A 12,718-nucleotide genomic window follows, 5' to 3' on the forward strand; every position below is an offset into this window, starting at 1 on the left:
CTCACGCTCCACCGAGAAGCAGCCACCCGCCCGCCGCGACGGCGGTCATCGCGGCGAGGAACGCGGCCCACGCCACCGTGTCCTCCACGCGGCGGTCGGCCGCGCGCCACTCCGTCCCCATCGACGGGAGCCAGACGGTCGCGGCGGCGACGCCGAGCGAGAACGGCCAGCACAGCGTGAGCGTCCGGTCGAGTGGGTCGGTCGCGGGCCCGACGACCCCGACCGTGAGCACGGCTGTCGCGTAGACGGCGGCGAAGCCGGCGTACGTCGCTACCAGACGCTGACGCGTCGGCTCGCGGTCGCCCGCGAGCACCCCGAACGCCCGCTGTCCCGCGCCGGTTCGGAGGAACGGCGTACAGAGCAGCGCGGCCGAGACGACGACGAGCGCCGCCCCGAGCGTGCGGACCATGCGGTTCCCGCCGCACTACCCGGAAATAAAGACGCCCCTCAAACTATCGTACGTGGTAATAAGTCGGGTCGGACGACACATCCGCGAGAAGGTATTTACCTCCGGTCGCCGAACGTTACGTCATGGGAACGACAGAACGGCCCTCCTCGGTCCCCGACGCGCCCCCGCCACGCGCACCGTTCGCGCTCCGGACCCTCCTCCGCGACTGGATCGCCGCGGCCGCCGCCGTCGCCCTGTTGTACGGGCTGGCGTACGCGGTGCCGGTCCAGCCACTCCAGATTCCCGGCTACCTCCTCGTCGTCGGGTTCGACGCGCTGGAGCCACTCCTCCCGGCGTTCGGGAGTTCGACGGCGTACGACCTGGCGTTCGCCGGCTACCTCGCTCTGCTCGCCGGGTGTGCGGCCGTCGGTGCGTCCGTAGCCCGAGGCCGCGGGTCGGCGACGGACTGGCGCGTCGGCGCCGGGGCCGGCGTCGCCGTCGTCGGGGCGCTCGCGCTCCTCCTCGGCGCCGTCGTCTTCCTCCCCGGAGTCGGAGGCGGCCCGCTCGCCGTCGTGCTGACGACCGGGGTCGTTCTCGCGCTCGCCGGCGCGGGCGTCGCGTTCGGGTTCGGGCGCCTGCGCCCGACCTGAACGGCCGCCGGCCTCAGGCGTCGACCGGTCTCCCGACGGCCGCCGCAGCCACCGCGAGCAGCACTACCCCGCCGAGCAGCGCCGGGGCGGCCACGGCGCCCGCCGCGCCCGCCGCGATACCGGCGACGAACGCGAGCGGCGTCCTGACCGCGCCCTGCACCATCGACACCGCGGAGAGCGTCGTGGACCGGCCGGCGTCGTCGACGCGGTCGTTCACGTAGCCGTACGCGACGGGGACGAACAGCGGACTCGTGGCGGTCCGCGCGACGAACATCGGGAGCGCGGCGACCAGTACGACGGGCGGGAGGAGCATCAGGACGGCCGTCGCCGCGGGCACGAGCAACACCGCCCCGCGCACGCCGAGGCGGTCCTCGACCGCACCAGCGTACCCCGCGGCGACCGCCGCGACGCCGGTGAACCCGGCGTACATCGCGCCGAGCAGCGCGGATTCGGGGACACCCGACAGCGCCGGCGGGAGCAGTTCGCGGAACAGGGCGACGCCGATGGGCTGGACGTAGCCGCCCGCGGCGCCGACGGCGGCGAGCACGACGGCCGCGTACGGGACGAACCCCCGCAGACCCGGTCGGGCGAACGACGCCCGGACGACGCCGAGCGCCTCGCGCGGCGACGCGTCCGGGTCGCTCCCGCCGCTCGCCGGGAGCGTGGGGAGGACGGCGAGACCGAGGGCGTTCAGCGCCACCGAGGCGACGAACGGGAACCGCGGGTCGACGGCGTAGAGGACGCCGCCGCCGAGCATCGTGGCGACGGACGTCCACCGCTCGACGGCGCCCGCGCGGCCGCGGATCCGGGTGAACGCCCCGGCGTCGAGGTGCGCGTCGAGCGTCTCGTAGAGCCACGCGTCGGCGCTTCCGGAGTTGAACGTGGTCGCGAACGCCCACACGGCGTACAGGAGCGCGTAGCCGGCGAACGACTCGACGACCACGAACCCCGCCAGCGAGAGCGCGGTGCAGGCGACGCCGCACGCCATGCTCGCGCGCCGGCCGAACCGGTCGCCGACGTACCCGGTCGGCACCTCCCCCACCACGACGAGCGCGGCGTACAGCGCCGAGAGGGTGCCGTACTCCGGGAACGTGAGGTCGCGGAGCACGAACAGCGCGAACACCGGCGAGATGAACCCCACCGAGCGAGTGACCTGGAACAGGTAGAACCGACGGACGAGCCGTCGCCCCCGCGTGCCGTCGTCCGACATGCCAGCGGGTGGTCCCGCCGCCGGCAAAGGCGTTCCCTGAAGCCCAGTTCAGTACGTCACGTCCGTCCGCGCACCGTCGGCCTCCTCCCACTCCTCGCGGCTCACAGAGAAGCGGTGGTGGTCCGCGGGGGTGTCGTACCGGCCGGCGTGGTGGCGGAGCAGCCCCTCGTACCGCCCCCGGTGGCGCTCGACGTACCGTTCGACCGCGCGGTACGAGCGGTCGTTGTCGGCGTGTAACGGCACCGCGACGACGCCGAAGTCCAGCGCGTCGAACGCCACCTCCAGCAGCGCGTCCGCGCGCTCCCCGGAGTACCGACGCCCCCAGAACGGTTCGCGGAGCCAGACGGCGAGCAGCGCGAGGTCCTGCTCCCACCGGCAGATGAGGCCGGCGCTCCCGGCGAACTCGCCCGCCCCGTCCTCGCCCTCGCGCGGGAACACCGCCCACTCGGCCCGCTCGCGCTCCGCCCACTTGGTCTCGAACGACTCGATGCGCTCCTCGGCGTCACGCAGCGTGTCGAGCGGGTTCCACGGCAGGTACTCCGTCTCCGCGGCGACGGTCGGACTCCGGTGGGAGGCGGCGTCGTACAGACCGCGCGGGCTGACGGTCCCGCGCTCGAACCGGTCGAGTCGCAACCGGTCGGTCTCGACGGTCTCGGGGAACACGCACGCCCGGTTCGCGCGCCGTCGGAAAGTGCTTGTGTGGGTGTGGGACTCCACAGTCCGGCCCGGGCCGACCTGCGGCGCGGTGAGGCCGTCCGACCCGTCTCGGCTCACCCCGACTCCTCGAACTCGAACCCGCCGTACCGGAGGTCGACCCAGTACGTCGTCCCCCCGTAGCGCACCACCCACGAGCCGCCGAACTCGTCGCGCCGCACGGCGTCGTGCCCACGGAACCGCTCGGCGACGGAACGGAACGCGTCGTCGCTCGCCGACTCCGCGTAGTACGTCTCGTTCACCGCCGCCGCGACCACCTCGCGCTCGGCCGACGAGAGGGCGGCGTCCGACAGGCGGAACCCGTACTCCTCGCGGAGCGACGCGCCGTACGACTCGGCGTCCGGCGCGACTTCGGTCGCGGTGTAGCGGTACGTCGTCACCGTCACGTCCCGGCTGTCGACCCTGACCGGGTAGCGCTCGCCCTCGTACGCGACGGCGTCGTACTCGCCCGAGAGGAGGACCGACGACGACGCCTCGCTCCGGGTGTAGCGCGCGCCGGCGCCGAAGTCGTACCCCTCGGTCCGCCGGTCGTACTTCGGCGGGAGGAGCGCGTCGACGAGTGCGCGGTCGGCGGGCGAAAGGTCCCCGTAGGCGACGGCGGGGCCGTCGGTCGAGCCGTTGTAGTCGACGTCGGCGCTCACGCGCACCTCGGTGTGGTTCCCGACCGGGTCCGCGGAGAGGTCGTAGTACGCGCCGTCGACGGCGAACGGGAAGCCACGCGTCTCGACCGGCGGCGACGTGTCGTTCGCGGTGGCGGAACCGTTCTCGACGGCTCCCCGGACGAGCGCCCGGTAGTCGGCCGCCTCCGAGCGGTCGGCGTCGGGGAGCGTGCGGCTCGCCTCGTCCGCCAACTCGGCGTCGGTCGCGGGCGTCAAGTCGAGCGAACCGGCGGCCGAACAGCCGGACAGGGGGAGCAACAGCGCGAGCGCACAGAGCGCGAGGAGGGCACGGCTGGTCACACGCTCGGCTCTACGCCGTCCGGGTAAGTGCTTTCCGGAGGGTGGAACCCCGAAGCGCCGAATCGGCGGGCGGTGCCGCGGCTCTCGGCGCGGAGAACGGGGAGAGAGTCGAGATTACCGCGCGGCGGCGGCGACGCGCTCGCGCTCTTCCTTCTGGGCGATGGGGTACGACTGGACGTCGTACCGCTCGGCCCCGACGAGGAGGTCGGCGAGCGCCTCGGCGGCGCTGGTCGACGACTTGTACGTCGCGGACTGGACGCCGTCGCCGATGAACTTCAGCGCCTGGTCGACCCGGCGCTGGGGGGCCACGTCGACGGCTTTCGGGACGGAGATGCCGCCGTACTTCAGGCGGACCGTCTCCTCGCGCGGCGCGGCGTTCTCGACGGCGGTGACGAGCACCTGCACCGGGTTCTCGTCGGTTCGTTCGTGGACGATGTCGAACGCGTCGCGGACGATGCGGGTCGCCTGCTGTTTCTTGCCCGTGTTCTCATCGGTCTGCATCAGGCGGTTGATGAGCCGCTCGACGATGGAGAGTTCGGACTTGCGGAACTGCTTGGAGGCGTGACGGCCCATCGTGTGCGCGATGGGCGTGACGTTGAGGTACGGCCGCGTCGACGGGTCGCCGTACTCGATATCGGAGACGTCCCAGACGCCGAACAGCAGCGCGTTCTCCTCGGCCTCTTCGCTGTCGGCGGGCGCGTCGGGTTCGGGGGATTCCTCTTCGCTCTCGGACATTGTGTTATCGGACGGGTTTCTCCGCGTTGCCGCGCACCAGTTCGAGCATCGAGACGCCGTTCACCTTCTCGACCTTGTAGTTCACGCCCGAGAGGTCGCCCATGGCGCGACCCTTCGCGCCGCCGATGCCGGCGATGGTGACCTCGTCGTGCTCGTCGATGAACGAGATGGCGCCGTCGCCGGGACAGAACGCGGTGACCTGCTTCCCGTTCTTGATGAGTTGGACCCGGACGCACTTCCGGATGGCCGAGTTGGGCTGCTTCGCTTCGATCCCCACCTTCTCGAGGACGATGCCGCGCCCCTGCGGCGCGCCCTCCAGCGGGTCGGACTGTTCGCGGAGGCCGCGCTCGCGGCGCGCGTACTCCGAGTCGGACCACCGTCGCTTCTGGCGGTCCTTCTTCAGTTTCCGGGCGGCGTACTTGCCGTTCGCCATATGCGAGGGGATTTCCGACGGAGCTACGTAAGGGTTCCCTTTCGATTCGGCGAGACACTCCGAGAACGGATTAGCGCTACCTCTCGCCGGTTCTGAGCGCGTTTCGACGACCGAACGACGCGCAGATACCGCCGCTCCAGCGCTGACCGCCCCGCTACGGTTCGCGGCTCCCGTTTTCGTCCGTGGGCCGCTCGCTCCCCCAGGCCGGAGACGTGACCGAGACCTCCCCCGAGAGTGACTGTCCCGACGGCGGCCCGAGCGTGATGCCCGCGGCGGGGAGGCGGTCCACGACCTCGTCGCGGAAGCGCACCCGGGCGCCGCCGACCCGCTCCAGCGTCGGGTCATCGACCCAGAACACCGCCCGGAGCGTGACCAACCCCTCCCCCAGCGTGTCGACGATGGCGTCGGGTTCCGGGTCCGCGAGCACGCGGTCGTCCTCGCGGGCGATGTCGACCAACAGGTCGCGTGCCAGTTCGACGTCGTCGTCGTACGACAGGTGGACCGTCTCGTCGACGCGGGCGCGCTTCCGGCCGTACGGCCGGGTGAGCGCGTTCGTCGTCAGCTCCGTGTTGGGGACGGTGAGCGTCTCGTAGGCGGGCGTGCGGATCCGGGTCACCCTGAAGTCGACCTCCTGGACCGTCCCCTCGCCGCTCGGCCACGAGACGAAGTCGCCGACGTTGAAGTCCGGGTCCGCGATCAGGAACATGCCGCTGATGAGCGATCCGATCACCTCCCGTCCCGCGACGCCGACCGCCAGCGTGACGGCGGCGACGACCAGCGCCGGGTCGGTGAGCGACGTGTAGCCCGCGGCGACGAACCCCGCCGCGACGGCGACGACGAGCAGCAGGTAGGCGAGGTACGTCTCGACGGCCGCCTGGATGGTGGGGTTGTGTCGGTTCCGGCGGCGGACGACCCCGACAACCGTCGGGTAGACCAAGAACCGACCGAGCAGGTAGACCGCAACCGCGACGAGGAGGAACGTGGCCAGCGACTCCGCGTCCTCTAGCAGGCCGACGAGCGGTCCGAGGAGCCAGTCGAGCGGGTCGACCTGTGCTCGCTCGACTCGCTCGTTGAGCGCGCGCACGTACATGCGGACGACTACCGCCGTCGGACGACATAAGAGCGGGTGACCGACGACCGAGGAGAGAGGGGAAGCGTGACGTCCCCGCCGCCGCCACCTACGCCAACTGCACGTCGTCGATGTCGAAGTGCCGGCGCGCGAGCCGTCGGGCGGACTCGATGTTCCGTCCGGCGGTGCCGATGGCGACCCCGCGGTCGCGCTCGACCACCTCGACGTACGCCACCGTGTCGTTCTGCTCGCTCACCGTCACCCCGCGGACGGCCGCGGGCGCGAGCGCGTTGGCGACGAACGCCTCGGGGGTGTCGGCGTTCTCGACCAGTTCCACGTCCGCGCCCAGCGCCGCCTCGGCGCGCTCGACCGTCCGACCGTCCGGTCCGATGGCCTCGCCCATCTCGCCAGCCGGGACGAGGAAGACGAGTCTGTCGCCGCCCTCCTCGACGAGACAGTCGAGCGGCGTCACGCCCGTCACCTCGGCCACGGTGGCGATGTACTGGCGCGCCTCGTCGGAGATCCGGACCCGCATTCAGTCGTCCGCCGACCGCTGGGTCGAGGACGCAGAGCCCATCCGGAGGTCGACGTCGCCGGTGCCGATGGCGACCGGCTTGCCGACGATGACGTTCTCGATGACGCCGTTGAGGTCGTCCTCCTCGCCGTGGATGGCGGCGTCGAGCAGGTGGTTCACCGTCACCTCGAACGCCGCGCGCGCGAGCACGGACTCCTTCGACCCGGAGATGCCGTGGCGGCCGATGGACTCCACGGTCCCCCGGTTCGTCATGATGTCCGAGACGAGCATCAGGTGGCGGATGTTCACGTCGTCGAGCCCCTGCTCTTCGAGCGTCTCCATCGTCTCGTTGATGATGGTCTCGCGCGCCGCCTCGACGCCGAGCGTGCGGTATATCTCGTGGATGTTGTTACACGTCGTCCGCGAGGCGTCGACCCCCTCGATTTCGAGCGCGTCGGCGAACGCCGACCCCTCGGTGTAGAGGACGAACTCCTCGTCGTTCTCGGAGTTCTCGACCGACTCCTTCCGGATGACGACCCGGGTGACCTCCTCGATGCCCTTGAACACGATTTCGCGCAGTTGCTCGACCAGCTGGAGCAGTTCGCGGTAGCTCGGCTCCTCGGGGCCGAACTCGATGTTCGTCCCCGACCGGCGCGTCTGCACCCCGAGGCTGTCCTCGATGGTGTCGGCGACGATGTCGGCCACCTCGGTCGCGTCGTCGTGGGTGGGCCAGCGCTCGAGCAGCGTCTCCTCGTTCAGGTCGACCGAGACGAGCATGTCGGCGACGTTCGTCGACACGTCGCCCAGCGCGAGTATCTTCGTCGACTCGATCTGCCAGACGACCTCGTGGGCCTTCTCGCGGTCGGTGGCGTACTCGCCGTCGAGCCGGACGATCATGATGGGCGTGTCCGGCGTCTTGCGCGCGTCCACCAGTTCGATGAGCCGCGGGAGCCCCTGAGTCACGTCCATCTCCGCGACGCCCGCGTAGTGGAACGTGTTCATCGTCATCTGCGTCCCCGGCTCGCCGATGGACTGCGCGCTCACGGTCCCGACGGGGTCGAGCGGGTCGACCCGCGTGTCGAGGTAGCGCGACTCGACCGCCTGCGCGATCTCGTTCGCCTGCTCGCTCGTCACGCCCTCGCGGGCGTCGATGGTGTCGTACACGCGGTCCTTCAGCCGCCGCGGGAGTTCGGTGTCTTCGACGACGAGCGCGATGTCCTCGGTCACGTGCTCGTGGGCGTCGACGTAGCCGTCGACGCTGAGGCGTTCAGTCATCCGACTGCGCCCCCATTCCCTGCGCCTTGTCGAGTCCCGGGCCGGCGTACTCCGAGAGGTTCGTCGGCGGCTCCTCGCGCCCGAGGAATCGGGCCTTCTCCTCGTCGGACGCGAACTCCGCGTCCACGACCCGGTCCGCGATGCCGTCCACGTCGATGGCGTTCTCCTCGGTCGAGGACACCTTCACGGGCGACGTGCCGTCCTCGCCGAACTCGAACTGGACGATGGTGCCCGAGGTGTCACGGACCGTCCCGTCGTACTGCGCTTCGAGTTCGGAGAGCGCGTTGATGAGCCGCCGCTGGAGGTAGCCGGACTTGGAGGTCCGGACCGCCGTGTCGACCAGCCCCTCGCGGCCGCCCATCGCGTGGAAGAAGAACTCCCGGGGGGTCAGCCCGCCGCGGTAGGAGTTCTCCACGAACCCGTGAGCCTCCGCCGAGAGGTCGTCCTGCTTGTAGTGCGCGAGCGTGCGGTCCTCGTACCCGCGGTTGATGCGCTCGCCCCGGACCGCCTGCTGGCCGACGCAGCCGGTCATCTGGGTGAGGTTCAGCATCGACCCGCGGGCGCCCGAGCGGGCCATGATGACCGCCGGGTTGTCGTCGGCGAAGTGGTCCTCCGCGATCTCGCCGGCGGAGTCGCGCGCCTTGCCGAGCGTCTGCATGATCTTCATCTCGAGCGTCTCGTCGACCGTCCGCCCGGGCAGCGACTCGAGTTCGCCCGCCTCGTACGTGGAGATGAGTTCCCCCACGCGCTCGTACGCGGAGTCGATGGCCTCGTCGACCTGCTCGTTCGCGTTCGGCGGGATGGACTCGTCGTCGATGCCGAGGCTGAATCCGAAGTGCATGATGGCGCGCATCGCGAGCGACGCCACCTCGTTGATGAACACCCGGGCGCGCGTCTCGGAGTACATCTTGGTCAGCGTGTCGACCACCTCGCCGCCGAACGCGCCGACGGCGTCCTCGTCGACCGTCCCCTCGAGCAACTGGCCGTCCTCGATGACGACGGTGTCGCCCGCAGAGGAGGTGAACTTCAGGTTCAGGTCGTCCGGGAGCAGTTCCGAGAAGACCGTCCGACCGGTCCAGACGGGCTGGCCGGCCTCGTTCTCGCCGTCCGGAGCGGGCAGTTCGTCGACGCTGGTGGCGCGCAGCAGGTCGAGCGCCTGCGTCTCGGTGAACTCGGGGTTCTCGTTCGTGAGCAGGTACGTCCCCGAGATGTGGTCCTGGATGGCGCCGATGATGTTCTCACCGAACCGCGGGCTGAGAATCTGCTCCTGCACGCGCATCAGCACGCGCGCCTCGGCGCGGGCCTCCTCGTTCTGGAGCGCGTGCATGTTCATCTCGTCGCCGTCGAAGTCGGCGTTGTACGGCGGGCAGACGACGGTGTTGAGCCGGAACGTCTTGTACGGCATCACGACCACCTCGTGGGCCATGATGGACATCCGGTGGAGCGACGGCTGGCGGTTGAAGATGACGATGTCGCCGTCCACGAGGTGGCGGTTGACCTCCCAGCCGGGCTGGACCTTCTCGGCCAACTCCTCGCAGTTCTTGCTCGTCACCTTCAGCCGGCGGCCGTCTGGTCGCTTCACGTAGTTCGCCCCGGGGTGCGCCTCCGGGCCGTTCTGGACGTAGCGGCGCGCTCGGTCGATGTTCCGCTCGGAGACGTTCATCGTCTGGGTCATCTCCTCGGCGACCCGTTTGGGGACGCCCACCTCGTTGAGCGAGAGGGTGGGGTCCGGCGAGATGACGGTCCGGGCGGAGAAGTTCACGCGCTTGCCCGACAGCGAGCCGCGGAACCGGCCCTCCTTCCCCTTCAGCCGCTGGGAGAGGGTCTTGAGCGGGCGGCCGGAGCGGTGGCGCGCCGGCGGCGTTCCGGATATCTCGTTGTCGACGAACGTCGTGACGTGGTACTGGAGCAGTTCCCACAGGTCCTCGATGATGAGTTGCGGGGCGCCCGCCTCGCGGTTCTCCATGAACCGCTGGTTGATGCGGATGATGTCGACCAGCTTGTGGGTCAGGTCGTCCTCGCTCCGCTGACCGTTGTCCAGCGTGATGGAGGGGCGTGCCGTGACCGGCGGCACCGGCAGGACCGTCAGAATCATCCACTCGGGCCGCGACCCCTCGGGGTCGATGCCGAGCGCCTCGAGGTCCTCGTCCGGGATGTCCTCGAACCAGTCGCGGATGTCCGAGGGCATCAGCTTGTTCATGTCCTCCTCGGTGAGGTCGATGTCGAGCGCCTTCTCCAGCGCCTTTCGGTCCTCCTTGCGGGGACGGAACTCGCCCGAGAGGATGTCGTTGATTCGGCTCAGGTCGATGCCCGTCTCCTCGGCCAGTTCCTGGGGCGACATCCCCTCGCCGACCTCCTCGTCCTCCTCGGTCTCCTCGGGCTGCATCGCTCGCGCGATGAGTTCGGAGTACTCGCCCGAGAGCACGTCCTGCACCTCGTAGTACGTCGTCGGCTTCTCGTGTTTGATGTCCGCCTGCGGGTGCCCGCAGTACGGACACGTGCTCGCCTTGCGGGCCTGCCGGACAGCCGACTTCAGCACGTCCGTCGGGTCGCCGCCGAGGTCCTTCGTCCGCTGGAGGTTCCCCTTGAACTCCTCCTTCTCCTCGTCGGTGAGCGCGAGCCGGCCGCACTCGCGGCACGTCGCGCGCAGCAGCCGCCGGATGAGCTTCGTGAACCCGACGTGGATGACCGGCGCGGCCAGTTCGATGTGGCCGAAGTGGCCGTTACACGACCCCGAGTGCTTGCCGCACGTGCGGCACTCCAGCCCCGGGTCGATGACGCCCAGCCGCGGGTCCATCAGCCCCATGTCGATGGGGTAGCCGTCGTCGTCGTACGTGTCCGCGGTGATGACTTTCGTCGCGGACATGTCGCGGTACGTCTCCGGGTCCATCAGGCCGAACCTGATGCCGCCGATCTCTTTGGGTGTAGCTCCAGCCATGTGTTAGACCGCGTCCTCCAGTTCGAGCGTCGGTCGGATGCCGAGCGCCTTCATCTCGTCGAGCAGTAGCTTGAACGCGTAGCTGATCTCGATCTCGTGGATGTCGTCCTCGTCGCCGGTGACCGGGTCGTAGATGCGCCGCTGCTCCACGTCCTCGACGGCGACCATCCCCGTCTCCTCGGAGACGTACACCGTCTCCTTGTCCGAGGAGTCGAGCAGGCGCTCCTTCAGCGCCATCGCCGCGCCGTGCCCGATGAGCACCTCGCGCTCCATCTCCCCGACGCGCAGGCCGCCCTCGCGGGCGCGCCCCTCGGTCGGCTGGCGCGTGAGCACCTGTACCGGCCCGCGCGAGCGGGCGTGGAGCTTGTTCGACACCATGTGGTACAGCTTGTGGTAGAAGATGGTGCCGACGAAGATCTCCGCCTCGATCTTCTCGCCGGTGACGCCCGAGTACATGACCTCCTTCCCGGAGGACTTGTACCCGTGCTCCTCCAGCGTCGAGCGGAGTTCCTCCTCGTCCTCGCCCTGGAACGCGGTGCCGTCGACGCGCCGGCCCTCCAGCGCGCCGACCTTCCCGCCGAGCATCTCCAGGACGTGCCCCACCGTCATCCGCGAGGGGAGCGCGTGCGGGTTGAGCACCAGGTCCGGGACGACGCCGTCCTCGGTGAACGGCATGTCCTCCTGGGGCGCGAGGTGGCCGACGACTCCCTTCTGGCCGTGCCGCGACGCGAACTTGTCGCCGAGTTCGGGGATGCGCTCGTCGCGCACCGACACCTTCGAGAGCTTCGAGCCGTCCTCGCCCTCCATCAGCGTCACCGTGTCGACGACCCCGTCCTCGCCCGAGCGCATCGTCACGCTCGTCTCGCGGCGTTTCTGCGGGCTGAGCCCGCCCATGTCGTCCGGCTCCTCCAGGAATCGAGGGGGAGAGGTCTTCCCGAGCAGGACGGAGTTCTCGTCCACCGTCGTCTCGGGGTTGACCAGGCCGTCGTCGTCGAGGTGCGTGTACGCGTCCTCGCCGCGCGCGCCGCGGACGTCCTGGCTCGGGATCTCGAAACGGTCCTCCTGTCCGCCGGGGTAACGGCGCTCCTCGCCCTCGTACGTCCGGAAGAAGTGCGAGCGCGCCATCGCCCGCTCGACCGAGCCCTTGTTCATGACGAGCGCGTCCTCAATGTTGAACCCCTCGTAACTCATGACCGCGACGACGAAGTTCTGCGCCGCGGGACGCTCGTCGAAGCCGATCTGCTCGGTGGTCTGCGTCTTCACCATCGAGAGCTGCGGGTAGTGCAGCAGGTGTTGACGCGTGTCCGGCCGGATGCGGTAGTTCGCGGCCGGCAGCCCGAGCGACTGCTTCATCATCCCCGCCCCCATCGTGATGCGGGGGCTGGCGTTGTGCTCGGGGTACGGAATCATCCCGGCGCCGATACCGAAGATGAGCTGCGGGTCGATCTCGAGGTGGGTCGTCTCCGCGACGATGTCCTCCTCGTCGACGGCGACGAGGATGTCCTCCTCCTCCTCGGCGTCGATGAACTCGACGAGGCCGTGTTCGACGAGGTCCTCGAACTCGATCTCGCCGTCGTTCATCGCCTCGATGTGCTCGTCGTCGAGCAGCGGCTCCCCGTTCTCCACGACGATGAGCGGGCGGCGGGCGCGGCCGGCGTCGGCGTTGACGATGACCTCGCCCGTCCGCTCTTTCACCGAGACGTTGACCATGTCGGAGACGTCGCCCCGGCGGCGCGCCTCCCGAATCTGTGCTGCGAGCTGGTTGGGGTCCGGGTGGGTCCCGACCAGGCTCCCGTTGACGTACACCTTCGCTTCTCGTGCCTGAGCCATTGT

12 protein-coding genes are annotated in these 12,718 nt (G+C 69.9%); 1 reads left to right on the forward strand and 11 read right to left on the reverse strand.

Features of this window, described 5'->3' with window-relative positions; genetic code table 11:
- Window position 1: 1 nt before the first annotated feature.
- Window positions 2-409, reverse strand: a complete 408-nt coding sequence (locus tag AC6RUA_RS12140) for a hypothetical protein (RefSeq protein ID WP_499813268.1) — start codon at window positions 407-409, stop codon at window positions 2-4.
- Window positions 410-531: 122 nt separating this feature from the next.
- Between AC6RUA_RS12140 and AC6RUA_RS12145 the strand changes: the two genes are divergently transcribed.
- Window positions 532-1,038 carry a hypothetical protein gene (locus AC6RUA_RS12145; RefSeq protein ID WP_499813269.1) on the forward strand — a complete coding sequence of 169 codons (507 nt, stop codon included), beginning with the start codon at window positions 532-534 and terminating at the stop codon, window positions 1,036-1,038.
- A gap of 13 nt (window positions 1,039-1,051) precedes the next feature.
- On the opposite strand, the gene AC6RUA_RS12150 is transcribed toward AC6RUA_RS12145, so the two are convergent.
- The 10 genes from AC6RUA_RS12150 to rpoB form a co-directional block, all read right to left on the reverse strand.
- Window positions 1,052-2,248 (reverse strand): MFS transporter, encoded by a 1,197-nt coding sequence (locus tag AC6RUA_RS12150; protein WP_499813270.1) that lies wholly within the window; start codon window positions 2,246-2,248, stop codon window positions 1,052-1,054.
- A gap of 48 nt (window positions 2,249-2,296) precedes the next feature.
- Window positions 2,297-2,911: a GNAT family N-acetyltransferase gene (locus tag AC6RUA_RS12155; protein WP_499813271.1), complete on the reverse strand. Its 615-nt coding sequence runs from the start codon at window positions 2,909-2,911 to the stop codon at window positions 2,297-2,299.
- 107 nt (window positions 2,912-3,018) lie between these two features.
- The gene (locus AC6RUA_RS12160; protein ID WP_499813272.1) at window positions 3,019-3,921 is read right to left on the reverse strand and encodes a hypothetical protein; all 903 of its coding nucleotides are present in this window, start codon (window positions 3,919-3,921) and stop codon (window positions 3,019-3,021) included.
- 114 nt (window positions 3,922-4,035) lie between these two features.
- Window positions 4,036-4,656 carry a 30S ribosomal protein S7 gene (locus AC6RUA_RS12165; RefSeq protein WP_499813273.1) on the reverse strand — a complete coding sequence of 207 codons (621 nt, stop codon included), beginning with the start codon at window positions 4,654-4,656 and terminating at the stop codon, window positions 4,036-4,038.
- Window positions 4,657-4,660: 4 nt separating this feature from the next.
- On the reverse strand, window positions 4,661-5,089 hold the full coding sequence (locus tag AC6RUA_RS12170; RefSeq protein WP_499813274.1) for a 30S ribosomal protein S12: 429 nt from the start codon (window positions 5,087-5,089) through the stop codon (window positions 4,661-4,663).
- A 154-nt stretch (window positions 5,090-5,243) separates the two neighbouring features.
- Window positions 5,244-6,179 carry a mechanosensitive ion channel family protein gene (locus AC6RUA_RS12175; RefSeq protein WP_499813275.1) on the reverse strand — a complete coding sequence of 312 codons (936 nt, stop codon included), beginning with the start codon at window positions 6,177-6,179 and terminating at the stop codon, window positions 5,244-5,246.
- A gap of 88 nt (window positions 6,180-6,267) precedes the next feature.
- Complete coding sequence (locus AC6RUA_RS12180; RefSeq protein WP_499813276.1) at window positions 6,268-6,693, reverse strand: NusA-like transcription termination signal-binding factor; 426 nt, start codon at window positions 6,691-6,693, stop codon at window positions 6,268-6,270.
- On the reverse strand, window positions 6,694-7,947 hold the full coding sequence (rpoA2, locus tag AC6RUA_RS12185) for a DNA-directed RNA polymerase subunit A'' (RefSeq protein WP_499813277.1): 1,254 nt from the start codon (window positions 7,945-7,947) through the stop codon (window positions 6,694-6,696).
- A complete protein-coding gene (locus AC6RUA_RS12190) occupies window positions 7,940-10,885 on the reverse strand; it encodes a DNA-directed RNA polymerase subunit A' (RefSeq protein WP_499813278.1) in 2,946 nt (981 codons plus the stop codon). The genes rpoA2 and AC6RUA_RS12190 overlap by 8 nt, the downstream gene beginning before the upstream one ends.
- 3 nt (window positions 10,886-10,888) lie before the next feature.
- Window positions 10,889-12,715, reverse strand: a complete 1,827-nt coding sequence (rpoB, locus tag AC6RUA_RS12195) for a DNA-directed RNA polymerase subunit B (protein ID WP_499813279.1) — start codon at window positions 12,713-12,715, stop codon at window positions 10,889-10,891.
- Window positions 12,716-12,718: the final 3 nt, after the last annotated feature.

This window comes from Halorarum sp. SLYT50, assembly GCF_059821265.1.